Genomic DNA, 26030 nt, shown 5'->3' with positions numbered 1-26030 from the left:
TCAAATAATTTGGTCGGACATTAATGATGAGTCATCAACAGATAAATATAATGAAGCAGCACCACAAAGGTTGCCGTACTGCTTAGGTTTATCCAAAAATGACTGAGGTTGGCTAAACCACCAATGAGCAATTATTTTTTAGTGGGTCGTTGAAAGTCATTTTTTTGTATCTGACGCGCACGGCCAAACGCTAAGGCACTACGATCAACGTCTTTGGTAATCACAGATCCAGCGGCAACGGTAGCTGTATCGCCAATCGTCACTGGCGCGACTAAGCTAGCATTGGAGCCGATAAACGCATTGTCTTCAATGATGGTTTGCGATTTATTGGCACCGTCATAATTACAGGTAATAACACCAGCACCAATATTAACGCCTGTACCGACAGTTGCATCACCGACATAGCTTAAGTGATTTACTTTACTGCCTTGACCAATAGTCGATTTTTTAATTTCGACAAAGTTACCAACTTTGCTGTTATCAGATAGTACGGTATCAGGACGCAAGTGCGCAAAAGGCCCAATATCAACACCAGCACCAATATCAGCGCGATCGATCACGCAATACGGTTTAATATAGCAGGCATTACCAATCTTGGCATTTTTAATAACACAGCCTGCTTCGATATAGACGTTGTCACCTAAGGTACAGTCACCTTCAAATACCACATTAACGTCAATAAACACATCTTGACCAGCGGTCAACGTACCACGAATATCGACACGAGTAGGGTCGGCGAACTGTACGCCAGCTTCTTGTAAGTCAGCAACTAGTTTGCGCTGCCAAGAGCGCTCTAGACTAGCAAGCTGTTGACGATTATTAACTCCTTCAATCTCAAACGTATGCTCAGGTTCAATCGCCGCGATAGTAATACCATCGGCGACTGCCATTTTAACGATATCCGTCAGATAATATTCTTGCTGTGCATTGTCGTTAGAGAGCTCAGGCAAATATTTGTGCAATAGAGCATTGTCAACACAGTAAATACCGCTGTTAATTTCTTTAATACTTTGCTCTTCAGCATCAGCATCTTTTTGTTCAACGATGGCTTCAATATTACCTGCTTGGTCGCGTTTAATACGACCCAAGCCAAATGGATTATCGACTGTCAGCGTCAGCATAGACATGCCATCAGTATTGGCAGTTTTTAATGCTGCTAGTGTCTCACAGCTGACCAATGGTACATCACCGTAAAGAATGAGACTTTGTCCTGACTTAGGTAAATCAGATAATGTCACTTTGACCGCATGGCCAGTTCCCAATTGCTCAGTTTGAGCAACCCAAGTAATCGATGCTTGTGTATATTGATTGGTAATCTCCGATTTTACTTGATCACCACCAAAGCCATGAACAATGATGGTTTCATCAACAGTGAGCTGATGACAAGTATCTAGCACATGACCTAATAAAGACTTCCCAGCCAAGGTCTGCAATACCTTTGGCTTTGCTGATTGCATACGTGTGCCTTTACCGGCAGCTAAAATAATTACAGAAAGAGGAGATGTCATAATAGGCTCGCAAATGTAACAAAATATAAGATTGGATTATAGCGCAAATGTTCATTTATAAAAACGCTGTGATGTGCAGGCTTTGTAATTTGAATACCAATAACTTAAGTAAGTAAAATCAAATATATAAGATAGCTAAAACTGTAGTAAATATTTCTGTGCGCTAATATCAAAAAGACATGAACATCATCACAATGACGTAAATAACCAACCAAATGACCGCTGCCATGATGCCTGCAATAATATCATCTAACATTACCCCAAGACCGCCAGCAACTTTTTTGTCTGCCCAGCCAATCGGTGGCGGCTTTAAGATATCAAATACGCGAAATAGGATAAAGGCGGTCGGTAGCCAGCCCCAAAACATAGGCATCATCATTAACGACAATGTGTTTTCAGGCTTAGGAAATAAATAAGACAAAATGTAAGATAACGGTAATAAGGTAATCCACATGCCTGCCCATTCATCCCACACAATATGTGGATCATCGTGCACCTGCATTAATTCAGAAGTACGCCCACAGATCCAGATACCAACCAAACAAGATAAAATAGTCAGCAGTAAAAAAGGAATAAAACCTAGACTCATGAGGGGCACGCCCACAATCAGCCCACCAACAGTACCCCAAGTGCCAGGTGCACGGCGCGGCAGACCACTACCTAAACCGATACCAAGCCAATAGACCACATGGTCAAGCATATTAGCACCAACCGGTAATGGTGGGCAGTCATTCGCTTTACGGATGTCAGGCTTAGATAAGTCGTGATCAGTCATGGATTAGCCTGTAAAGTGTTGGTAACCAGTAAGATTGGGCCACGTTAAAAACGGTGCGGGCTGAGTTGGCGTCACTGGCTGATTTTGATAAAGCAGTTCAAGACGTGAGTTATTAGAAGACTTGGTATCTATCGCTATAGGATCTGCTAGTACAATTACCTCGCCGATACAAGTGACAGGTGTGTTGCCTATAGGCGGTTTGATATGAGCAGGCAAAGTAAATGCCAGTTCATAATCATCGCCTCCCGCTAGCTGACCTAATAAGCGATCAGACAAATCGACAGTAGACAATGACTCGCTACTCGGTAGCTTGTCTAAATGGATGCGCATACCTACAGAGCTTTGCTGACAGATATGACCAAGATCTTGATAAAGACCGTCGGAGATGTCTATCATCGCTGTTGCACCCATCTTTGCCAATGCTGCACCTAGTGCAATACGCGGCGTTGGCATATGTAGACGATGCGCTAACTCGATACCTTGTGCGCTGTCAGGATGCTGCAAGGCAAAAGCAGCATCACCAAGTGTGCCTGAGACATAAACCTTATCACCAACTTGTGCACCTGAGCGATAAATGGCTGGTGTATCTGCGGCGAGCAACCCTTGTGCGCTGATACTAAGTACTAAACGCTCACTGCGCGTGGTGTCACCACCTATCAGCGTCACGCCAAACAGCTGGCAAGCATGAAACAGCCCTTTGGCAAACTCAGTGAGCCATGCGTGATTTGCTAGACGTTCAGGTAATGCCAGCGCTAGCATAATGCTATGCGGCGTCGCACCCATAGCAGCGATATCTGAGACATTAACCGCCACGGCTTTATAGCCAATCGCAAATGCTAACTCGTCAACTCTTTGCCAATCAGCATGAAAGTGACGACCTTGAACCAGTGTATCAATACAGCTAACCAAGCGTGATCCTGCTGGCAATGCCATCACAGCCGCGTCGTCACCAATACCTTTTTCGATACCAGTTAATGGTGCATCCGTGGCCTGCATCTGTGAGAATATACGCTCAATCAGCTCAAACTCGTTCATGGTTAGTCTTAGTCTTTGGTATCGTTAGCGTTTTTCTTGCTCGCCTTAAAGTCACTGATATTTGCACTGGCTTTACTGGCACTACTGCGTTTAACGTTGGCTTTGTTAGCACTGATACGCGGCTTGTTTGATGCAGTCGGTTCATCGACGATCGCGCTTTCCGTTTCAGCAGCAGTTTCGATGCTATCGACTGGATTTGCTTCAGACTGTTTAGCTGCCGCTTTTTGTGACGTACGTAGATTGGCATTGGTATCTGCTTGTACCTCTAAAGCACGCAGCTCACTAGCCATTTTATCCAGTACCGCATTGATCAATTTGTGAGCATCAGTCGCCCCAAAGTGATTATTTAGCTTCATCGCTTCATCGAGCACGACCTTGTAAGGAATCTCTACACGGTTTTGTAGCTCATACGCGCCAATCAACAAGATAGCGTGCTCAACAGTATCTAGCTTATCAACCTCACGATCGAGATGCTGACTGATAAGCGCATCGAGAGCTTCAATTTGCTCTGGGATGTCGCGCATCATTTCATGATAATAACCGATATGGACGGTATGCATGGCATTGGTTGCACGCGTGCGAGCAGCAATATCGTGCGGAGCATTGGCTTTCCAGCCAAGCTTGCCATCTACATCAAAGCGGCGATCAGTGACGAGCCATTCGTATAGGCCTTGCATCGCAAAGCGACGTGCCTTACGAATAGCAGTGTGACTGGTCTTGTAAGAAGACTCACTCATATCGAATGTTTGATCACCCGCACTACTGCTCGCTATACGAGTAGCTTCAGCTTGTCCATCATTGGCTTGTACGGTTTTCGCAGCGCTAATAGCGCGCTTGAGTTGGTCAGTCATAGGGGGTCTGTACCTAAATTCTTGAGATGATACCCAGTCAAAATATAAATTAACAAAGTAGCTTTTTAGCTATGCTTATTCTAAATTTCAAAGGGTATAGAAATACGGCGAAAATTCAAAAAGTAGCCAATTGTTTTGATAGCTGGCTAGTGCTATGAGGTGCTGTTATTACTAAATAGCGCACCAGTTAAACTAATAAATTTGAGCTTCAAAGCTTATGCTTCATCGATGCTGTCATCAATATCTAGCTGTGACAAAACAGCGATCATTTCTAGTACGACCATCGCAGCTTCAGAGCCTTTGTTGCCAGCTTTAGTACCAGAGCGCTCGATGGCTTGCTCGATGCTGTCAGTAGTGATGATACCGTTAGCAACAGGGATATTATAATCCATTGCAACAGCGCTCAAACCTTTGGCAGATTCGCTAGCTACAATATCAAAATGTGGCGTGCTGCCACGGATGATTGCACCCAGTGCCACAATCGCGTCAAAACGATCTGATTCAGCAGCACGTTGGGCGACAAGTGGTAGCTCAAATGCGCCAGGTACACGAATAACAGTAATGTTGCTACCCAGTACGCCATGACGGAGTAGGGCATCGATTGCACCATCAACCAATGACTCAACGACAAAACCGTTAAAACGACCAACAACGATACCAATGCGAGCATCAGCGTTTTGATGTAGGTTACCATCGATATGAGTCACGTCGTTGCGCTGCTGTTGTAAATTCGACATAAAAAATCCTTCGCTTAATAAGCGTTCAATTGAAATATAGGCGTCAATAAATAGCTAAATAGTCTAATGCGTTCAATCAACTCGGTCGCCTATTATTTTGGCGTTGCCCTAGTTAATTGAACGAAAATAAATGGTTAGCGCTATGATAGCATTTTTTTAGGTTTTATTTGTATATTACGAGCGTGCTAAAGACGCATCTGTATTCCTTGTGCTGCCATATATTCTTTGGCCTCCAACACGGTGTACTCACCGAAGTGAAAAATACTGGCGGCAAGTACGGCATCTACGCCGCCTTCTAGTACACCTTCTGCTAAATGTTGCAGGTTACCAACGCCGCCTGAGGCGATAACTGGTACATTAACGCGGCTCGTAATTTGCTGCATCAGCGCCAAATCATAGCCTTTTTTGGTGCCATCACCGTCCATCGAGGTGACTAGTAATTCACCAGCGCCCAGCTCTGCCATTTTGCTCGCCCAAGCAACGGCATCGATACCCGTTGGCTTACGGCCACCATGAGTAAAAATCTCCCAACGTGGCACAACAATACCATCGACGTTGATATCAGCGACACGTTTGGCATCGATGGCAACGACGATACACTGGTTGCCAAATTTCTGTGCGGCTTCACCAACGAACTCCGGCGTAAATACGGCTGCTGAGTTGATGGCGACTTTATCCGCGCCAGCATTGAGTAAATTGCGGATATCAGCGATTTTACGTACGCCACCGCCAACGGTCAGCGGAACGAATACCGTTTCTGCCATGCGCTCAACAGTATGATAAGTGGTATCGCGCTCATCATTGGTCGCAGTAATATCCAAAAAAGTAATCTCATCAGCGCCTTGTTCGTTGTAACGTTTGGCCACTTCGACAGGATCGCCTGCGTCTTTTATATCGACAAATTGTACGCCTTTGACCACGCGGCCATTGTCAACGTCCAAGCAAGGAATGATACGCTTTGCTAACATAGGGTCTTTCACCTTATAATCAATTCATAGGCGCTAGTCTAGCAAAATCACTGCTATTTCAGGCAGGTTTTTTGAGCTATATCGTATTATATGAGGTTCGTATTTCTTCAATCCTTTCGATAATGCCTTGTTTGCTATTTTCTAATGAGGAAGCAATATCCATAAGTTGTATAAGAATAGTTTCAAGTTCATGTAGACTCAAATCTGAGTTACCATTATTAGTATGTAGTTTAGCGACTAGATCCCTATTTGTTTTTTCTATACGACTTAAAGTTTCGGTAGGAAACTTAAGCCACTCTCTGAATGTATAGTCAAATTCTGGCATCGGATCGTCTAGCTTAAAACCTCTACTTTGCAATAATTTGCTAAACTCTATTTCAAAATTATCAAAGTCTTTTCTTAGCTTGAAGATGTCCTTTTTACAGCTATAGGCTAAATCTAAAATTGAGACGGTTAGTCTATGCCTTGATAGCCGTATTTCATCTTCTCTCAGTTGCAGAGCGATTGCTATTTGTTTTTTCGCATATAATGCAGCGATAGTTGCTAGTACAATCACAATCAAGTTCAAGACAACTTGGATTTGTCCAGAATTAATTCCTAAACAGTCCCAAAACATAATAAATTTATTCATTACTATTTGTTCCACTTAAATCCACATTCCTTAGAAGCCAATGCAGGTTGAATTTAGTTATAATAAGCTAAAATATACTTTTATTTACTCTTTAATTACGATAAGTGAGATGTCATGTCCGTCTATACCCAGTTAACCGATGACCAGTTTGCTGCCTTCTGCCAAAGCTTTGGCGTGTCGTTTGCCCGCGCGATTCCGATCACTCAAGGCATTAAAAACTCAAACTGGTTTATTCAAACGACTGACGATGTAGACGGCACGTACTCTTATGTATTCACTTTATTTGAAGAACGTCCGCCCGCTGATATCGAAAAAATGGCCGTTATCCTCAATCAGTTAAATGGCAAGTTACCAGTCGCTGCGCCGCTAGCCGTTATTGAATCAAATAGTGCTCAGGCGGATGGCGACATCGATGATAAACGCTATGTCATCCATTATGAAGACAAAGCGATTACGCTAGTACCATGCCTAGCAGGCTCACATCCTGAGCAAACCACGCAAGCGATGTGTCATGACATTGGCGCGGCATTAGCCATGCTGCATGAAACGCTACAAGCACTACAACCAAGCGAGCAATACGGCGTGCCTTTGTATCCATGGGCAGATGTGCGCGACCGTGAAATGCAGTTTATGCCAGGTGACGAAGCCAAGCTGATGAGCGATATCTGGCGCGCTTATTCAGAATTGCCACTGACCACTTTGCCAAAAGGTCTGTGTCATTTAGATATGTTTGCCGACAATACCTTATGGAATCTACAAAAGGGCGAAGCGCGTTTGACGGGTCTACTAGACTTTACCGAGGTAAGCGTTGAGCATTACGTGATGGATATTGCCATTACTATCAATGATTTTTGTACCACATGGGGCGTTGCGGAACAAGGCGAATCCGTTAACTTTGATCGTAGTAAAATGGCAGCGTTCTTACAAGGTTATGAATCGATACGTCCGCTAAACAGTGATGAAAAACGCGCACTCCCTGTGATGCTGGCAAAGGCAGCGGTGATTTTCTGGTTATTACGCTTAAATGTGATTCACTACAATCGCACTGAAGGTCGTACGGGTGATAACATCATGGTCAAAAACCCTGACTTGATGAAACGTTTGGCCGCTTACCATTGGGCGCATGTTGAAAAGTCGCAAAATACCGTATTTGTACTATCAACCAAACCAGACAATCAAATAGTCGGCGTGTTTAGCAGTATCATGCAAGCCGAACAAGCGCAGGAAACATTAAATAGTAGTGAGTTCGCAATCAAAGAATATACGCTAGATCAATTGTCTTAAGCATTGCCTATTCATTTATTCTAGTACCAATGTTAGTACTAATTTTAGTACCGAAAACTTAGAGGCGACCCCATGACCGACCAAGTTGATAACTGGCACAAACTGGCGCGCTACGATACCAATATGCAAGGTGAGCTACACGCCAACCTACTACGTAATAACGGCATTACCGTGTCCTTGCAGCCGCTCAGCGCTATCCCCGGTATGAACTCGGGTATCGTTCTCTGGGTAGAAAGTACCGATCTGGCAGAAGCTCAGCGCATTTTGGATACCATCCCAACTGATGGTGCCGCTTTGCTTGATGAGATGAGTGATGCTGATTTTGATGCGCTATCTGCTGCTCAAAACAATCCTACTCAAGGTAACTCGATAATAGACGACAATAACGGCGGTAATGATTAAATGTGTCAACTCTTAGGAATGAACTGCAATACCCCAACGGATATTGGCTTTAGTTTTGCAGGATTTCGCAAGCGCGGCGGCATGACGGACAGTCATGAAGATGGCTTTGGTATTGCCTTTTTTGAGCGCAGCGAATGCAGCAATAATGACAAAACCAACGATGAGACGGCAAATGACTCAACGGGTCTGCGTCTGTTTCATGACAATCGTCCAAGCCATCTGTCGCCAGTCGCTGACTTGGTCAATAATTATCCAATCAAAGCTATGAATGTCATCGCGCATATTCGTAAAGCGACGCAAGGGCAGAATTGTTTGGCAAACACGCATCCCTTTGTCCGTGAAGTATGGGGCGAGCAGTGGGTATTTGCGCACAATGGGCAGATGAATAGCGAATTTATCAAACGCTGTCAGCGCCTACAAGACAACGGCAATGCCTCACACTGTCAGCCAGTCGGCAATACTGACTCAGAAATGGCATTCTGTTATTTGGTCAATCGTCTAAAAAGCAGCTTTAAGTCGCGTCCTGATGACAAAACGTTGTTTAATTTTTTGACCACGCAATGTCGTTATCTGTCCGCCAATGGGTTGTTTAACTGCTTAATATCGAATGGCAGGTGGCAACTGGCTTATGCAGGTAGCTTGCTGTTTTATCTCACGCGTAAAGCGCCATTTGGTGAAGCGAAACTCGCTGATGATGATATGGCGATTAACTTTGGTGATGTGACTACAGATACGGATAAAGTTACTATTCTAGTCACCGTGCCATTGACTGAAAATGAAAAATGGCAGCAGCTCGCCGTCAATGAATGCTTAATCTTTCAAGATGGTGACGTCATTTATAAAGACAGCCCAAGCCAGCGTAAATTTTTGACCGTTGATGAAGGTATTGCAATTGCACGCGCGGTTGGGGCGAGTGTTTAGCGGTTAATAGATATCTAATGTTGTTTAAATATAACCCCCACAACACCGTTTAAACTTTTCACCCGACCCACAAATACACGGTTGCTTTTGGCTCACAGTCATCGCAACCGTCGGATCTAAGAAGTACCAACGTGCATCTTGATTAGCTTTGCTTTTTACCTTTACGAAGGTGGACAACTCATGATGCGCCTGTATTTTTTCTTCTAAACCACTTATTGTTTCCTCAGAGCTTTTAAAATAAGCCTTAAACTCAACCTGTGCATGACGTTTACCCAGTTTTGGCGTGTGCTCTACAATCTCTAATCCTGCCCAATCTGTCTCTTTGGCCCAACTTTCAATCGCTGCAACATCAAGTAATGTTTGCTGAGCAGGCACTGTGGTCTTGATGATATACTCTGGTTTTATGAGTACAAAGGCACTATAGCGCGTGCGCATAAGCCGTTTGGCTGTCTCCGCTTTTATACCATCTGCTTTATCAACCTCATTATTATAAAAAGCATCATGATATGGCTGGCAGCAGTCTGGATAGGATAGCGGAGCGTCTGTCGTCTCTGCTGTTGGATTAATTTGGCACGGGCAAGTATCTGGGTAAGATTGCATGTTTTACTCTAATTTTTGTTTGGGCTTATTCGTTTAGGCTTAATGGTCTTTTGATAACTTTATTGCAGCATGCTTTTTATTAATTCTGGCAATATGCCGACTTTGAGCTGCGCCCATGCGGAAGGATCACTTAGTCGTGACCAAAACATTTCAAAAGGCGGGGCGGCATATACCAGTAGCGCAAGGATAGTATATAAGAGCAAATACCACCATTTGTCTTTTGGCTGATAAAACTTCATCGCCGTGCCCGATGAGCGCTTCATTTTCATATTGGACAAATTGACGCTATACAGCTCGTCCAATGACAAATGTACCATCGCGCCACCAAATAAAAACAGACCATAAAACCAGCTAGTCGTCAGTGGTAGGTGCAAGCCATAATAACTTAGGCACGTCAACCCCAATCCCAGTATTGCCATATACGGCACAGAGTGGATGACGCCGCGATGCACCGTCATAGTAGTAAAAATATGAAAAACCACGTAACGCATAAAACCGTAGCCTGCTAGCCACAATACTATCAATGCCAGTAAGCTCAAGTCACTACGCCAATGCATGACCAGCCCAAAGGCAAATATAAACGAGGTGATATTAAAACCGAGCTTAATCGGTGTTGAATTATCAGAATCTAAGTCTGGCAGCAATCCACCGATAGTACCAAGCGCTACGCACACCAAAAACCCTGAATCATCAATCAATCCAGCTTTATAAACCGTCAAACTCAGTGTGCCGCTGACCATAAAGGCGACATTTAAGTGGGTATTAAAATTTGCCATAAAACTCATTCTTCCATAGCGCTCAAAAAGTCCTTTCGAGCGGCGTATCTAGCAGTAAAAAAGCGCACCATGATACCATAGACCGCCCATACGTCTAATAGAGATAGCCTGTAAGAGAGAGCTTCTATGCCTGCCAATGATTTACCCGCCACACTTAACTCTGATACTCATACTAAGCAGCTACCTGTAGTAGAAGGTCAGCTTGATCACAGCTTTGCTACCATTGACTGGCAAATGCCTTGGTTATCGCATATCACTCAATTGAGTTATATCAGCAACACGATTGAGCGCCTTAGTCACTCGAAATCACAGAGAAATAGCTTGGATGGTTCGAATGATTCAAAAGGTTTGGATAATGTGAAAAGTCCAAATAGACACGATATAAATGCTTCTGACATCAATACGCCTGACACGATTGCCAAAGTCTTAAAAACGGCGATGCTGCAGCAGGCTGAACATTTGCAACAGCCGTTACCACATACCAAACCAGCTCATGACCACAAATCTCAGACGCTACAATTCGTCTCTCAAAATGCATTGCCCGATGGCGAAGCTTACGAGCATTTTATCGGGACGAGCGGCAATATTCCGACGCGGGACAACTTGCATGATTTGTTTAATGGCAGTATTTGGCTGACCTTCCCAAAGACTAAGGCTATGCTCAATTACTATCATATGCTAGAGATTGCCAAGCAAGGCATCAATGAGCGACGAGGACGTGTGCGTGACACTATTACTGTCTTTGATGAGAATGGCGCCGTGCTGGTGACTTCTGATGCTAGTATCGGTGAGGCGTTGGTTAGTTTTGACTGGCAGGCAAGTTTGGTGAAACCACGTGCTAAATGGGATAACCCAACCCAGCCTGATAACAGCGCTCAAGCCGCAGTTTATATCTTTGGGCATGCCCTGCTTGAGCAGTTGGTACACCCACGCAAACCTCTATGCGCTCACAGCATTGTCATTCACGTTGCACAAGAATTCTTTACCTTATCGTTAGCTGAACGTATGCGCTATTTGGATGACAAAGTTGCCGAATACATGGACACATTATTATCAAATGATGACGTCAAACCGCGCCAGCTTGCGCCGCTACCGATTTTAGGGGTGCCGCATTTTTGGGCAGAAAATGCAGATACTGACTTCTATGAGGACAGCTACGTGTTCCGCAGTGGACGACGTAAAAAAGACAAAAAATAAATAGGAAGAGGATTGCTTGAGAATAGCTCGCTAAACCGTTGTTACGTTTACGATTGTGCCACGATTCGACAACGTCCAGACGTTAACAAAGCCTTGTATGTTTGTTATGGTAAAAGGAAGTTTCTGTTAATCACTATAGATATGATTATCTCTTTTGTTAACACTGACTTCTATCAGACAGTTTTGCGAAACTGCGATATTGATTCAAGACAGATCAATCATTTATTGAGCCACTAGTCATACATAGACTTATAATAATTTATGTCCAGGATTTATAACAACGATAAGGAAGCTATCATGAGTGATATTTTTGATGTAAAAGACACCCTTTCGGTTGCTGGCAAGGAACATGCCTACTACAGCCTGCCAAAGCTGACTGAAACTTATGAGCATATCAAGACACTACCATTTTGTATGAAAGTGGTACTAGAAAACCTATTGCGTAACGAAGACGGTGGCCAGTCGGTTGGCAAAAACCATATCGAAGCGGTTGCCAACTGGGATGCAGGCGCTGAAGCGTCAAAAGAAATCGCCTTTATGCCAGCGCGTGTGGTATTGCAGGATTTCACTGGTGTACCTTCAGTAGTCGATTTGGCGGCGATGCGTGATGCAGTGGTCGAGCTTGGCGGAAAGGCTGAGCAGATCAATCCGTTTATCCCTAGTGAGCTAGTCGTCGATCACTCTGTACAGGTCGATGCTTATGGCCGCGAAGATGCGCTAGATTTGAACGAAAAAATTGAATTTAAGCGTAACAATGAGCGCTATGAGTTTTTGCATTGGGGCAAGCAAGCTTTTGAAAACTTCGTCGTGGTACCGCCAGCGACAGGTATCGTGCATCAGGTTAACCTTGAGTATTTAGCTCGTGTCGTGATGGCAGCGGACGTTGATGGCGAGCTGACGGCTTATCCAGATACAGTATTTGGTACAGATAGCCATACTACGATGATTAATGGTATCGGTGTGCTTGGTTGGGGTGTGGGCGGTATTGAAGCTGAAGCCGCGATGCTAGGTCAACCGTCCTCGATGCTGATTCCGCAAGTGGTCGGCTTTGAGCTAAAAGGTAAGCTAACCGAAGGCGTCACGGCGACCGATTTGGTACTACGTGTCGTTGAAATGCTGCGTGCACATGGCGTAGTTGGTAAGTTCGTTGAGTTTTATGGCGAAGGCTTACATAGCATGCCGTTAGCGGACCGCGCTACTATTGCCAATATGTCACCAGAGTACGGTGCGACTTGTGGTATTTTTCCAATTGACCAAATGGCGATTGATTACTTGCGTCTCTCTGGTCGTGACGAAGAGCAGATTGAGCTGGTTGAAAAGTATGCTAAGGCGCAAGGCTTATGGCACGACGCCGATACACCTGCGGCGACTTATTCAAGTAAGTTAGAACTAGATCTATCGTCAGTACAGCCAGCACTAGCTGGTCCAAACTTGCCACAGCAGCGTATCAATTTATCTGATATGCATGAGAAGTTTGGCGAAACGTTAGAGAGAATGACCAAAGATCGCAAGTCAGAAGTAGAAGGCAAAATACGCTTTGACCAAGAAGGCGGCGAGCAAGAGCAAGCTGAACACTTGGCGGCTGAACCGAATATCGAAGTTGATACCAGTGATGATAACGCAGGTTATGCGCCAGCAAACAATGTCTTTTCAAATGTCAGCATCGATGACAAACAACACAAGCTACGAGACGGATCGGTAGTTATTGCCGCCATTACTTCTTGTACCAATACTTCCAATCCAGCGGTAATGATTGGTGCAGGTCTAGTGGCCAAAAAAGCGGCTGCAAAAGGTCTCAAAGCCAAGCCTTGGGTTAAGACATCGCTCGCACCCGGTTCTAAAGTGGTCACCGACTATTTAGAAAAAACCCATCTGATGGATGAGCTAGAAAAAACAGGCTTCTATCTAGTAGGGTATGGGTGTACGACATGTATCGGTAACTCAGGACCATTGTCAGAAGAGATCGAAAAAGGCATTGAAGAAAATGATTTGGTCGCGGCAGCGGTACTGTCTGGTAACCGTAACTTTGAAGGTCGGATTCACTCGCATGTCAAAGCCAGTTACTTAGCCTCACCACCATTGGTCGTTGCCTATGCATTGGCAGGCACTGTCGATATCGATCTGACCACTCATCCACTAGGACAGGATCAAGATGGCAATGATGTTTATTTAAAAGACATCTGGCCAACTTCAGAAGAGATCAACGAGTTAATTGCCAACAATATTGATGCTGATATGTTCCGCAAGAACTATGGCGAAGTGTTTGATGGTAGTGCCGCGTGGAACGCAATTAGTTCAGCGGATAGCCAATTGTATCCATGGGATGAAGGGTCAACGTATATTAAAAACCCACCGTTCTTTGATGGTATGACTATGGAGCCAGAAGGTATCCCTGATATCGAAGGCGCGCGTATTTTAGGTCTGTTTGGTGACTCAATCACCACCGATCATATCTCACCAGCAGGTAATATCGATCCAGACTCACCAGCAGGTAAGTACTTGCAAGAGCGCGGTGTGATGGAAGCAGACTTCAACAGCTATGGCTCGCGCCGTGGTAATGATGCAGTCATGACTCGTGGTACCTTTGCCAACATCCGTATCAAAAACACAATGATGGGTGGCAAAGAGGGCGGCTACACTTATTACTTCAAAGACGACAGAGCTACGCTACAAGATGGAGAAGAAATGCCTATCTATAACGCAGCGATGAAGTATAAAGAAGATAAGCGTCCGCTCGTGGTATTGGGCGGGTCAGAGTATGGCTCAGGCTCGAGCCGTGATTGGGCAGCTAAAGGTACTATTTTGCTAGGTGTAAAAGCCGTGTTGACCAGCTCGTTTGAGCGTATTCACCGCTCAAACCTTGTCGGTATGGGTGTATTGCCATTGACATTCAAAGATGGTCAAAATGCAGAAACCTACAAACTAGATGGTTCTGAAGTGCTTAGCATCACAGGTCTGGACAATGGCGAGAGTAAAACCGCCACTGTCACGGCTACACGTGCTGACGGAACGGCAGAAACCTTTGAGGTAAATGTCGGTCTACAAACGCCAAAAGAGCGCGAGTATGTGCGTCATGGCGGCGTATTACACTATGTACTACGTCAATTGGCTGCTGAGAGCAAAGAAGCAGGCTAGCAATTAGTTAAGCTTTATATGACAAAAAGCCCAATCTCCTTCAAAGTAGGGGATTGGGCTTTTTTATGGAAGACGTTTTTCTTCTTGTTACTTTACTCTTTAAGTCTTCTCAGTCAACAGCTTAATTCCTAGCCCCATAAATACGACACCACTTATTTTATTCATCATGGATTCAATTTTTGGATTCTCTCTTAGTTTTTTGCTGAACTTTGACGCCAACATTGCCAAACACAAGCACCATATAAAGCCTGTGGTGGCAAAAGTCAGTCCCAACATTAAAAATGACAGCATGCCATAAGCATAATTAGCGTCGATAAACTGAGGAAAAAACGCGAGAAAGAATAGAGCGACTTTTGGGTTAAAAGTATTGGTTAACACACCTTGCTTATATATTTGCCAACCATCTACAGCCTTTTGGCTAGTCACGTTCTGATCTTTGAATAAATTGTTTGCTATCGAGCTCGAGTTTTTGCTCAGTAGCATTTTTAGACCTAAATAACACAAATAGCTGGCCCCAATATACTTAACAATCATAAAAGCGGTAGGGGAGTTGGCAAGTAATACGGACAATCCTAGCGCCGCCAATAACGTATGTACCAAAATACCCGAAGTAATGCCAAGAACAGAATAAACCCCTGCTGTTTGCCCCTGTGAGACACTACGGGTGATGATGTACATGCTATCCGTACCTGGCGTTAGGTTTAACAAAATAGCCGCTAAAATAAACCCTAGATAATTCTCGATACCAAACATAGCAATCACTTCCCTTTAATCACGCTAAGCCCCATCATTTATAGTATGTGGCTGCACTTTATAAATACGCTTGTCAGATCGATATTAACGAGTATTAGATAGGTTGGCAATAGTGCTATCAACAGTAAGCTAGCAGCTATTAATAATAAGCTAACGACAACAGAATAGAGGATGTTGAGAAACGACAGACATAAAAAAGCCCAGTCACCATATGATGGCTGGGCTTTTTTATTGTTCGCTTATTAGTCTAACCTAATGCTAAGCAAAAGTGCTAATAAGTGACGCCGAATAGTGGCGTCCCCAGGGGGATTCGAACCCCCGTTACCGCCGTGAAAGGGCGGTGTCCTAGGCCTCTAGACGATGGGGACGCATAGAGTGTTATAACCAGTGGTTACAACGGTACTTCACAATATCAGATAGCTTATTAAATAAGCATTGCCTAGGTGCTGATATCGTCCTACTAGCGAGTATTTATTATTACGTTTCAGTAATACTGAGCGTTGCTATAAATAAGTATGGTGGAGCTAAACGGAGTCGAACCGTTGACCCCTTGCATGCCATGCAAGTGCTCTACCAACTGAGCTATAGCCCCTCGCTAAGAGTGTGCGTATTTTATGCAAGACCGGCAGCCCTGTCAACAACTATTTTAAAAATAATTCATAAATATGCAAAAAAAAGTGATTTAGCCTATTTTAAAGGCTCAACACGTCCGAATTAGCGTGGATTTTGCTTAAGTGCGATCTCTTTGATGGCTTTATCGGTATAAAACTCTTCTTCGCTGCCATCAGAAAAAACAATCGCACAGCATTCAGTTGGCATATATTGACCGCCTTTTTCTCGGATCGTTCTGATACCTTTGACGCCAATGATGTCATATTCGCCCAATTTATCTAGATTATGCTTGGTGTAGCCACAGTACGTGGTGTATATCCATTTAAAATCTTCGAAGTCTTGACCTGTCGTCAGGGTTAGGTTTGCCTCAAAAAGCTCTTTGACGATGGCATCATAATATTTCTGTGCTTCTTTTAGCGTGTTAAAGACATAATCTTTGCTTTCTATTGTGATGGTTTTAGCGGCCATGTTTATTTCCAATTGAAATATTTAATAAAAGACGTTTAATAATACGAGGGTAGTTGTACTGATTAACAACGAAAAAAGGGCCAGAGATGGCCTGACCCTTTTACATTCGACAAGTTTAGCTAGTTAACTGTTTAGTAGATAAGTTGTTCAGCTTCTGAACTATTCAGCAGCAGCTAAGAAATCTGGCAATTCTGCCGCTTGTTTCTCAAGTTTTTTCAGTTTCTTTTTACCGAGGCCGCCTAATACATCAACTGCATGACGCAAGCGAGTCAAGGTCATGTCAGCACCGATAATCGCCATAGAGTTCATGACTGGCGTCGATGAGGTGCTACCAGCGATAGCGATAAAGAACGGCGCCATAAAGTCACGCATCTTGATATCCAGATGAGCAGCAAGGCCTTTTAGTGTGGCGTAGATGTTTTCTTCTGACCACGTTGGCAAGACTTCTAATTGCCAAAGTGCTAATTGCAGCATCTCGATAATTTGCTCAGGGGTGAGCGATTTATGAGTGAAACTCTCAGCATTGATGTCAGGTAGGTTTTGGAAGTAGAAACCACCCCAATTAACCGCATCAGACAATAGCTCGATACGTGGCTGAATCGCCGCTGCGATAGCGGTTAGCTTGTCACTGTTGCTGGCCCACTCAAGGATTTTATTCTTTAGCTCTTCAGGGCTAAGCGCACGTAGCCATTCTGCATTGAGCCAGTTGAGCTTTTCGATATCGAAGATAGGGCCACCAAGCGACACACGCTGAATATCAAAGCTGGCAATCATTTCTTCTAGTGTGAACTGCTCAGCATCATTAGGCATTGAGTAGCCCATACGACCGAGATAGTTTAGCAGCGCTTCAGGTAGCACGCCTGCATCACGATAGTAGGTGATAGAGGTTGGGTTTTTGCGTTTAGACAGTTTTGATTTATCAGGATTACGCAGTAGCGGCATGTGGCAAAGCGTAGGCATTTCCCAACCAAAATAATCATAAAGTAGTTGATGCTTAGGCGCAGAGTTCAACCACTCTTCACCGCGCATCACATGGGTGATTTCCATCAGATGGTCATCGACGACGTTGGCTAGATGATAGGTTGGCATGCCGTCTGTTTTTAGCAGTACTTGCATATCGACTTGAGTCCAAGGGAACTCAACCGTACCGCGCAGCATGTCTTGTACTTGACAAGTGCCTTCGGTTGGCACTCGCATACGAATCACGTGTGATTTGCCCTCGCTTACCAATTGCTCAGTTTTTTCTGGTGCAAGATGGGCACAGCGACCATCATAACGAGGGGTCTCGCCATTGGCCATTTGCTCAGCACGCATAGCGTCTAACTCTTCAGGGGTACAAAAACAGCGGAACGCATGGTCTTTTTCTATGAGTATCTCAGCGTGCTTTTTATAGATATCGCTACGTTCGCTCTGACGATAAGGGGCGTGTGGGCCGCCAATATCTGGGCCCTCGCTCCAATCTAGACCAACCCAGCGTAGGGCATCCAAAATCATTTGTTCTGATTGCTCAGTCGAGCGAGTCTGATCAGTGTCTTCGATACGTAAGATGAATTCGCCGCCGTGAGCTTTGGCAAAAGCCAAGTTAAATAGAGCAATATAGGCAGTACCTACGTGCGGGAAGCCAGTTGGTGATGGGGCGATACGCGTACGTACAGGGCGCGTGCTGTCAGTAGAGGTTTGCATGATAAAAGTCTCAAAGTTTGCTATCGATATAAGCTATTAGTATAAATAGCGATGAAAGATATGAAGTCGATGTTAAGAAATAGCGTAAAATATAGCGCTAGTATAACAGAGACATGTGATATTTTTAATGAAAAGCCCTTCTAGTGCTTGACTACAGGTGTATCCTTGCGATAATAATGCTAAGCAAGTCATAACTTGTTTATTTTCATCTAATTACTGGCCAGTACGGTCGTCATCTATTGAGTTGTTTGTGTCCCTATCAAAGTCTAAGCCAAAATCGAAAGCCAGTCCTTCTGCCGCCGCTGATCTCTCTGAGTCAGTGTCTAGTCCTTCTGCTATAAAGGATGCGTCTACGCAAGATGTCGATCTGGATGTTACTCACGCCCGTCATGAGGGCGATATCACGTCTGATGAATTAAGTTTTGTCCATGATGCGGTGCTGCTGCAAGAGACTGTCGCTGCGGTGCTCGGTGTAAAATCCTTGCCTAAGCAAACAGAAGGCGACCAAAATAGCTTAAATATAAGTGGTATCTACGTTGATGCAACTTTTGGCCGTGGTGGCCATAGCCGACTGCTACTAAGTCAACTTGCCGATGACGCCACACTGATTGTCTTTGACAAAGATCCAACAGCCATTAGTGTGGCGCAAGAGCTGGCAAGCAAAGACAGCCGCGTGCGTGTGGTTCACGATAGTTTTGCGACGTTGACCGACAGTCTGGCTGCTATGGGTACCAGTGAAGTTGATGGCTTAATGGCAGATTTGGGTATTTCATCACCGCAGATTGATGATGGTAGTCGCGGCTTTAGCTTTATGCGTGATGGGGCAGTAGACATGCGTATGGATACCAGTCGTGGCCAGTCAGTTGCCGAATGGCTTGAGAAAGTCGATGATGAAACGTTGGCCAATGTGCTTTATGAGTTTGGCGAAGAGCGTCATAGTCGCCGTATTGCCCGCGCTATCAAACAGATGGAGAGCTATGAGTCTACGCTCGAGCTAGCAGAAGTTATCAAAGTAGCGCATCCCAACTGGCAGCGCGGCAAACATCCAGCAACGCAAAGCTTTCAGGCCATGCGTATCTTTATTAATAATGAGTTGGGCGATGTTGACGACTTTTTAGCGCAAAGCATTCCTATCTTAAAGTCAGGTGGGCAGCTTGCGGTCATTAGTTTTCACTCATTAGAAGATCGCCGTATCAAGCAGTTTTTGCAGCGTCATAGCAAAGGGCAGTATCCAGAAGACGAAAACCTGCCAATGCCGCCGAATCGTCCACGTTACTTTAGCAAACCTAAACGCGTTGGCCCAAGCAAAGCTGAAACGAGCCAAAACCCGCGCGCGCGCAGTGCATGGTTGCGTATGGCAACGCGTACTGATACAGCTTATGAGCAGACAACAAAATCATAGAACAACATGATGCCACAAGCCATAGTCGAATAAGATTGCTAATGTTTGTCTAAATGATGCGCAAATGTCCTAATGGCTACGCCACTGTTAAAAATCTGTAAATATTGTCTGTTAGGCTCAGCAGTTGGTTTTTATCTGCATGATAGTTGAATGGCTTTATATGTAGATAGCCATGCAACGTGTTTGGTTGTGGCATGACCTATTGATAGCCATGAGTTGTAATGATTTATGGCTCCTAAATATATTAGCTATTGAATGTGTTTTTACATTCGTTTTTTTTAGTTTAGTTTTTACACTTATAAGTGTCTTTGTTTTTATATTTATCGATGGTATGACCGAATAATGACACGTTCATCTTTCGCAATCCGTTATCTACTCTATCGTTTACGTTCACCTTTTTGAGATCGTCATGGCAATATCTGACAAACCTGCGAATCGCCGCACTGCTACACCTTATAATACCGATGTCGGCGAGCTGTTCGTGCGCCGGTTTAATGTGGTGAGCATTTATGTGGTCGTGCTACTGCTATTGGCAGCCACGATTGTATGGAGTGGTATCAAAACTGCCGAAGAAGTTCAGCAATATCATCAGGACTACAAAACCTTGCAAGACATGAAAAAACAAGAACGTAAGCTACAAGTAGAGCATCAGCGTCTATTGATTGAGCAACAAACTTTTAGCGCCACTCCGCAGATTGCCAGTCGAGCGGTTGCTGAACTGGGTATGTATTCGCCAACATTAAAGGATAAGCTGATTATCCAGCCTGGTGTCGCTACGGCATTGGTGCCAGTGGTTACGGAAGACTCAGATGAAGATATGTCTGACGTTATTGGTCCACGTGCCTCTACCGACATCTCTCCTGAAGAACCAGCGATGGAGGCAGGACAATGAGTGAGAAAAAGCCTAAATCCACCGCAAAAAACACCAGCAAGAAACCAGCCAGCGGCAAGATAACCAAACCTCTCCGCCGAGCCAGTGCTGCTAAATCTGGTCAGACGAGCAGCAAGCCCGATAAAGCTGCAAGCAATCGTAAGGCAAAACTATTCGGACGCATCAAAAAAAGCGATACCCAAGGGGCTTACACCAGTGTAAAAAACCGCAAGAGCAAAATGGTTTTTTCGAGCAAAGCGTCAGGTGCTTCTGCTCTCGGTGGTTTCGAACAAGACAAAAACCGTTTTCGTATGGTCTGGGGTCTAGCGCTGGTCATATTAGCGCTATTGATTAGCCGCGCCTATTATATTCAGGTTGCCAACGCACAGTTCTATCAAGACAAAGGCAATGAGCTTATTACCAGTGAGCGTACCCAGAAGTCTTATCGCGGTATGATTACCGATCGTAATAATCTACCGCTTGCGGTCAGCGCGCCGCTCGCGACGGTTTCATTCAGTCCGCATGATTATTCGCGTGAATATTACGAGCTAAAGCGCATTATCATTACCAATCCTAGCAGTCCACAATTACAGGCGCGTATGCAAAAGCGTCTAGATAATATGGACCTGACCAAGCTAGCCGCTGCTGCCAATATCTCGGTCGATGAACTAAAGAAAGTCACGGCTATTGATGACAGTATCGATGTGACCGATGAGAAAGCCGTAAAAGCTGCTTTGCCATCTGGCGCAGGTTCGCACTATTTGCCACTGCTTAATAAGGTCACACCTGAGATTGCCCAAAGCGTCAGTTCGCTTGATTTCCCTGGTGTCTACGAAAAGAATTTCTTTCAGCGTTATTACCCGCAGCCACAGTCTAATGCACAGCTGCTGGGCTTTATGGGTCAAAACGCCAAGGATCCTGAAGGCGGCTATGAAGGCCGTGCTGGTATTGAGCGTCAGTATGAAAAAGATCTGGCAGGTGATGATGGGAAAGTTCTGGTTCTAAAAGACGCCAAACAAAACAGCCTAAAAGAAATTAAGCAGATTGAGCCGGAAGTACCAGGCAAAGATGTGGCATTGACGATTGATTCGCGCTTACAGTATTTGCTATATAAAGAGTTAGAAAAAGCTGGACGCTTGCAAAAAGCCCGCTGGTCCACGGGTATGATTGTTGATGTACAAACTGGTGAAGTATTAGCACTATCGACATGGCCGTCGTTTAACTCGAACAACCTTAACGAGATGACAGGTGAAAATCAGCGTAACCGCGCACTGTTAGATGTGTTTGAGCCAGGTTCGGTGATGAAACCGTTTACCGTGGCGGCAGCGCTAGACTCGGGTAAATATACGCCAACGACCTTGATTGATACCAATCCCGGTTCGATTCGCGTACGTGGCTATACCATTCGAGATCATAATAATTTGGGTATGATTAACATGGCAACGCTACTACAGAAATCCAGTAACGTTGCTTCTACCAAGATTGCGCTATCACTGCCAGCCGATGCTATTAGCAATATGCAACGACAGTTTGGCTTTGGCTCAAAAACACCTTTGCAGTTCCCAGGTGAGGGCAGCGGTCTGATTGTTACGCCAAAAGAGAAAGAAACCTCGCGCCGTGCGACGGTTAGTTATGGTTATGGTCTGCAAGTGACATTGGCACAGGTTGCACAGGCGTATTCAGCCCTAGCAGCAGGTGGAGTCATGCATCCATTAACTTTAATTAAAGATGATAAGTCGCAGCCAAGCAAACGCATTATGGCACATGAGCAAGCAATGTCGATTGTACAGATGCTTGAGAGCGTGACTGAGCCTGGTGGTACGGCGAAAGCCGCCGCCATTGATGGATATCGCGTGGCAGGTAAGACGGGTACGTCACGCCGTATCAATCCAGACGGTGGTTACTATACGGATCAGTATCGTAACGTCTTTGCTGGTATGGCACCTGCATCTAATCCAAAGCTGGTAGGCGTAATGCTTATCGAAGACCCGCGCGGTCAGATTTATGCTGGTCTAACGGTCGCCCCTGTCTTCCATAATGTGATGAAAGAAGCATTGCGATTGTATAATGTGCCTTTGGATAAGCCACTAAAAACGGAAGCGCAGTAAGCGTTCAATTATTTTAAATGTCCAGCTCTACTGAGCTGACACGTTTTAACTGTTTAGGATTTATCTATGACTATATCATCGCTAGATAGCGCTACTGTTACCTTAAAACAGCTTATAGATGCCAATAAAAGCCAGCAGCAAAAACTGGCTGAGCAACTTACAGCGATGATAGAAACATCGATTCAGAAAGTATTCAAGCAGGCAGAGTCAGAACAAGCTCAATCTACTGCCCATATTCCGTTTCAACAGTTTCGCTTGGATAATCGCCAATTGGAAGTGAACGACGTATTCGTCCTTCTAAAGAGTCAAACAGCCAACCCTCAAAAAAGTCGCGACTATTTACGGCAAGCCGCTAAACAAGCCGCGTTTATTCTCTCAGAAATTGACCCTAGTGTTTTACTTAGCGAAGCAACAAATCCCTCAAATCCCAGTAGTGAACCGCAGACAGATAGTATTGCTAATGCACAGCAATTAGCAGCACTGTCATGCCCTGTATTGTACGTTCCTAACATTCGCGACTTTTTAGGTAGCTTAATTCAAGCGCGCCTGCAATATCAGCAGCCAGTGACTCTACCGACTGTGGTTGCAGTAACTGGTACGAATGGCAAAACAACCATCAGTCAATTAGTAGCACAGCTTACTCAGTTGATGGGTCAGAGTAGCGCGGTGATGGGTACGGCAGGTAATGGTCGACTTGGCGCTCTAGTACAGGCCAGTCATACCACGGGCGATGCTTTAGCTGTCCAACAGTTCTTATATCAAATGGGAACAGAAGAGGCTGAGATATTGGCATTAGAGGCCAGCTCTCACGGGTTAGATCAACAACGTCTACAAGGTATGCCAGTCACTGTGGCGATTTATACCAATTTGAGTCGTGACCATTTAGACTATCATGCCGATATGGCAGAGTACGCCGCTGCCAAAGCCAAGCTGTTTGATAAAGCACATTTTCCAGATTTGACCCATGCCATTATCAACATCGATGATGAGCACGCTCAGGTTATGTTAGATACGGCAAACGCTAGCGGTTTGACGGTATGGACATACAGTTTGGATTCATCAAAAACTGCTACTTTTGTTGCTGCTGATATTACACCCAGTCTGCAAGGCGTCAAAATCAATCTGCGTACTGATTTTGGTGATGACAAAGCTGATAACATAGAGATTTTCAGTCCATTATTAGGTCGCTTCAATGTAGCCAATTTGCTCGCAGCGATAGCAGCCGTCGTAGCACTTGATGATGACTTGGCTATGAATATCGAGCGTATTGCGCCTGCTGTTGCACAGTTGCAAGGTGCAGTTGGGCGTATGCAGCGCGTACCATCAAATGATGGCTGCTTTATCGTTGATTATGCGCATACTCCAGACGCTCTAAACCAAGTGCTGGCAAGTTTAAAAACCCACTGTAAAGGTCAGCTTTGGGCGGTATTTGGTTGCGGCGGAGATCGTGATGCAGGCAAGCGACCGTTGATGGCGCAAGCAGGTCTAGAAGGTGCTGATCAAGTTATTTTGACCGCGGATAATCCACGTACCGAAGACCCAAATGTAATTTTGCAAGATATGCAGGCTGGTATGACCGCTGAGCAATATCAACGAACCCATATCGAGCCTGCCCGCCAAACCGCTATTGAGTATGCAGTTAGTCACTCAGGTGTAGATGATATCGTTGTCATCGCAGGCAAAGGTCATGAGACCTATCAAGAGATTAATAACGTTCGCTATGATTTCGATGACAGTGTTGTGTTGCAGCAGGCGTTGAGTCAGGCGGGACGTGTGTAATTGATTGGCTTTCAATACATGCATTAGTAAAAATTGATCATTAAATATAAAAATTAAGTAGTCATCATATAAGGTAATCATTATGACAGCCGACACCGATAATACTGCCCAGTCGCAAGGGCTCTATGTCTGGCAAATGGACAATCTGCTCGCAGCGACCACGTCGCTCGATGGGCAGTGGCAACTACCACAAGGCTATGCAGCAGAGCAGACTGCTTTAGCCAGTAAACGTATAGCCACCGATACCCGTACGATAAAGCCAGGCGATATATTTTTGGCGCTAAGCGGCGATAATTTCGATGGACATGATTATATTGAGACAGCGATGTCTAAAGGCGCTGTTGCCGCTGTCGTCTCGCGTCCTATCTCGTTGTCCGGCCCAAATGCTATTCCGCAATTGGTGGTCAGCGATACCCGTTTGGCGCTAGGTCAATTGGCAGCATATCGTCGTCAGCAGCATCCAGATTTAACCGTGATTGCTATTACGGGTTCTAGTGGCAAGACTACTTGCAAAGAAATGCTAGGCAGTATTTTTGGTAGATTGGCACCGACCTTGATCACTCGTGGTAACCTCAATAACGATTTGGGTGTGCCAATGATGTTGCTTGAGCTATCAGACCATCATCGCTATGCTATTTTAGAGTTGGGCGCAAACCATATTGGCGAGATTGCTTATACGACTGAAATTGTTCAGCCTGATGTGGCCTGTATCTTAAACATCGGTACAGCGCATTTGGGTGAGTTCGGTAGCCGTGAAGGCATCTGCCAAACCAAGGCTGAGATTTACCATACTTTGACGGACGCGCAGTTTGCAATCGTTCCCGATAAGGATGATTTTACCAATCAGTTGCGTCGTATCGCTGAAAAGCACACCTCACATGTGATTGGCTTTGGTAATACGGATGTAAGCGCAAGCCATCTAGACGTAGAGCCTGAACGTAGCGAATTTAAGCTACATATTGGTAACCAAGTCCATGATATCAATTTGCCATTGGCAGGTGAACACAATGTCAATAATGCCTTGGCCGCTGCTGCCTGTGCGCATGCGCTAAATATTGAGGTAAGCGACATCGTCATCGGGCTCGAAAATGCACGCCCTGCTAAAGGTCGTCTAAATAGCCAGATACTTGGTATGCATCGTCTTATTGATGATACTTATAATGCCAACCCTCATTCGGTACGTGCTGCTGCCAAAGTATTGGCTGCGCAAACAGGTACGCAGGTCATGGTGCTAGGCGATATCGGTGAGCTAGGAGAGGCGGCTATCAGTGAGCATCAAAGCTTGGGCCGTACTATCGCAACCACAGGTATCAACGTGCTGCTTTGTGTTGGCGAATATGCCCCTTATACCGTTGCGGGTGCGCAAGAGGTATCTGATATCAGTGCTCATGCCTTTGCAGATAAAGACAGTTTATTACAGTATTTACAGCCGTATTTGCAAGCGCAACAAGCTAAGCCTTGTACTGTGTTGTTCAAAGGCTCTCGTTCCATGGGAATGGAAACACTTATTCATGCGCTAGTAGAGGAGTAGGCG

General features: G+C 44.9%; 22 protein-coding genes and 2 tRNA genes. 10 read left to right on the top strand and 14 right to left on the bottom strand.

The window, feature by feature from the left end; genetic code table 11:
* Positions 1-131 precede the first annotated feature (131 nt).
* The 7 genes from glmU to JMX91_RS08010 form a co-directional block, all read right to left on the bottom strand.
* Complete coding sequence (gene glmU / locus JMX91_RS08040) at positions 132-1508, bottom strand: bifunctional UDP-N-acetylglucosamine diphosphorylase/glucosamine-1-phosphate N-acetyltransferase GlmU (RefSeq protein ID WP_201548448.1); 1377 nt, start codon at positions 1506-1508, stop codon at positions 132-134.
* 169 nt (positions 1509-1677) lie between these two features.
* Positions 1678-2283, bottom strand: a complete 606-nt coding sequence (locus JMX91_RS08035) for a phosphatidylglycerophosphatase A (protein ID WP_201548446.1) — start codon at positions 2281-2283, stop codon at positions 1678-1680.
* Between the two features lie 3 nt (positions 2284-2286).
* Positions 2287-3318 (bottom strand): thiamine-phosphate kinase, encoded by a 1032-nt coding sequence (gene thiL, locus JMX91_RS08030; protein WP_201548444.1) that lies wholly within the window; start codon positions 3316-3318, stop codon positions 2287-2289.
* An 8-nt stretch (positions 3319-3326) separates the two neighbouring features.
* The gene (nusB, locus tag JMX91_RS08025; RefSeq protein WP_227679328.1) at positions 3327-4169 is read right to left on the bottom strand and encodes a transcription antitermination factor NusB; all 843 of its coding nucleotides are present in this window, start codon (positions 4167-4169) and stop codon (positions 3327-3329) included.
* A 215-nt stretch (positions 4170-4384) separates the two neighbouring features.
* Positions 4385-4906 carry a 6,7-dimethyl-8-ribityllumazine synthase gene (ribE, locus tag JMX91_RS08020; RefSeq protein WP_075106501.1) on the bottom strand — a complete coding sequence of 174 codons (522 nt, stop codon included), beginning with the start codon at positions 4904-4906 and terminating at the stop codon, positions 4385-4387.
* Positions 4907-5091: 185 nt separating this feature from the next.
* Positions 5092-5874 carry an imidazole glycerol phosphate synthase subunit HisF gene (gene hisF, locus JMX91_RS08015; protein WP_101205985.1) on the bottom strand — a complete coding sequence of 261 codons (783 nt, stop codon included), beginning with the start codon at positions 5872-5874 and terminating at the stop codon, positions 5092-5094.
* 76 nt (positions 5875-5950) lie between these two features.
* Positions 5951-6520, bottom strand: coding sequence for a hypothetical protein (locus JMX91_RS08010; RefSeq protein WP_201548442.1), 570 nt, complete (start codon positions 6518-6520; stop codon positions 5951-5953).
* 99 nt (positions 6521-6619) lie between these two features.
* On the opposite strand from JMX91_RS08010, the gene JMX91_RS08005 reads away from it, so the two are divergent.
* The 3 genes from JMX91_RS08005 (at position 6620) to JMX91_RS07995 (ending at position 9112) form a co-directional block, all read left to right on the top strand.
* Positions 6620-7789 carry a homoserine kinase gene (locus tag JMX91_RS08005; RefSeq protein ID WP_201548440.1) on the top strand — a complete coding sequence of 390 codons (1170 nt, stop codon included), beginning with the start codon at positions 6620-6622 and terminating at the stop codon, positions 7787-7789.
* A gap of 72 nt (positions 7790-7861) precedes the next feature.
* Positions 7862-8191 carry a hypothetical protein gene (locus JMX91_RS08000; RefSeq protein WP_227679327.1) on the top strand — a complete coding sequence of 110 codons (330 nt, stop codon included), beginning with the start codon at positions 7862-7864 and terminating at the stop codon, positions 8189-8191.
* Positions 8192-9112: a class II glutamine amidotransferase gene (locus tag JMX91_RS07995; RefSeq protein WP_201548438.1), complete on the top strand. Its 921-nt coding sequence runs from the start codon at positions 8192-8194 to the stop codon at positions 9110-9112. It abuts the gene before it with no gap.
* A 24-nt stretch (positions 9113-9136) separates the two neighbouring features.
* Here the strand turns inward: JMX91_RS07995 and JMX91_RS07990 are convergent, their stop codons facing one another.
* The gene (locus JMX91_RS07990; RefSeq protein WP_201548436.1) at positions 9137-9712 is read right to left on the bottom strand and encodes a YchJ family protein; all 576 of its coding nucleotides are present in this window, start codon (positions 9710-9712) and stop codon (positions 9137-9139) included.
* A gap of 59 nt (positions 9713-9771) precedes the next feature.
* Positions 9772-10488: a metal-dependent hydrolase gene (locus tag JMX91_RS07985; protein WP_101205981.1), complete on the bottom strand. Its 717-nt coding sequence runs from the start codon at positions 10486-10488 to the stop codon at positions 9772-9774.
* Positions 10489-10614: 126 nt separating this feature from the next.
* On the opposite strand from JMX91_RS07985, the gene JMX91_RS07980 reads away from it, so the two are divergent.
* The gene (locus JMX91_RS07980) at positions 10615-11685 is read left to right on the top strand and encodes a DUF3025 domain-containing protein (RefSeq protein ID WP_201548434.1); all 1071 of its coding nucleotides are present in this window, start codon (positions 10615-10617) and stop codon (positions 11683-11685) included.
* A gap of 297 nt (positions 11686-11982) precedes the next feature.
* On the top strand, positions 11983-14820 hold the full coding sequence (locus JMX91_RS07975; RefSeq protein WP_201548432.1) for an aconitate hydratase: 2838 nt from the start codon (positions 11983-11985) through the stop codon (positions 14818-14820).
* 99 nt (positions 14821-14919) lie between these two features.
* Here JMX91_RS07975 and JMX91_RS07970 read toward each other — a convergent pair whose 3' ends face one another.
* The 5 genes from JMX91_RS07970 to gltX all read right to left on the bottom strand — a co-directional run bounded on the left by JMX91_RS07970 (position 14920) and on the right by gltX (position 18339).
* Positions 14920-15573, bottom strand: coding sequence for a LysE family translocator (locus JMX91_RS07970; protein ID WP_201548431.1), 654 nt, complete (start codon positions 15571-15573; stop codon positions 14920-14922).
* 292 nt (positions 15574-15865) lie between these two features.
* Positions 15866-15941: transfer RNA gene (locus tag JMX91_RS07965), tRNA-Glu, on the bottom strand.
* Between the two features lie 148 nt (positions 15942-16089).
* Positions 16090-16165 (bottom strand) — tRNA-Ala (locus tag JMX91_RS07960).
* Positions 16166-16287: 122 nt separating this feature from the next.
* Positions 16288-16653, bottom strand: a complete 366-nt coding sequence (locus JMX91_RS07955) for a hypothetical protein (protein WP_201548429.1) — start codon at positions 16651-16653, stop codon at positions 16288-16290.
* A gap of 159 nt (positions 16654-16812) precedes the next feature.
* A complete protein-coding gene (gltX, locus tag JMX91_RS07950) occupies positions 16813-18339 on the bottom strand; it encodes a glutamate--tRNA ligase (RefSeq protein WP_201548467.1) in 1527 nt (508 codons plus the stop codon).
* Positions 18340-18703: 364 nt separating this feature from the next.
* On the opposite strand from gltX, the gene rsmH reads away from it, so the two are divergent.
* From rsmH to JMX91_RS07925, 5 genes are all read left to right on the top strand, one after another.
* Positions 18704-19738 carry a 16S rRNA (cytosine(1402)-N(4))-methyltransferase RsmH gene (gene rsmH / locus JMX91_RS07945; protein ID WP_413786785.1) on the top strand — a complete coding sequence of 345 codons (1035 nt, stop codon included), beginning with the start codon at positions 18704-18706 and terminating at the stop codon, positions 19736-19738.
* 409 nt (positions 19739-20147) lie between these two features.
* Positions 20148-20630 (top strand): cell division protein FtsL, encoded by a 483-nt coding sequence (locus JMX91_RS07940; protein WP_201548425.1) that lies wholly within the window; start codon positions 20148-20150, stop codon positions 20628-20630.
* Entirely contained in the window at positions 20627-22717 is a 2091-nt protein-coding gene (locus JMX91_RS07935; protein WP_201548423.1) for a peptidoglycan D,D-transpeptidase FtsI family protein, read from the top strand. Before JMX91_RS07940 ends, JMX91_RS07935 begins: the two co-directional genes overlap by 4 nt.
* Positions 22718-22783: 66 nt before the next feature.
* A complete protein-coding gene (locus JMX91_RS07930) occupies positions 22784-24496 on the top strand; it encodes a UDP-N-acetylmuramoyl-L-alanyl-D-glutamate--2,6-diaminopimelate ligase (protein ID WP_201548421.1) in 1713 nt (570 codons plus the stop codon).
* 82 nt (positions 24497-24578) lie between these two features.
* Complete coding sequence (locus tag JMX91_RS07925) at positions 24579-26027, top strand: UDP-N-acetylmuramoyl-tripeptide--D-alanyl-D-alanine ligase (RefSeq protein ID WP_201548419.1); 1449 nt, start codon at positions 24579-24581, stop codon at positions 26025-26027.
* The last annotated feature ends 3 nt before the right edge of the window (positions 26028-26030 follow it).

Origin of the sequence: Psychrobacter sp. Pi2-1, from assembly GCF_904846645.1 — a bacterium.
Lineage (GTDB): Bacteria > Pseudomonadota > Gammaproteobacteria > Pseudomonadales > Moraxellaceae > Psychrobacter.
This window is presented reverse-complemented; position numbering and strand designations above follow the sequence as displayed.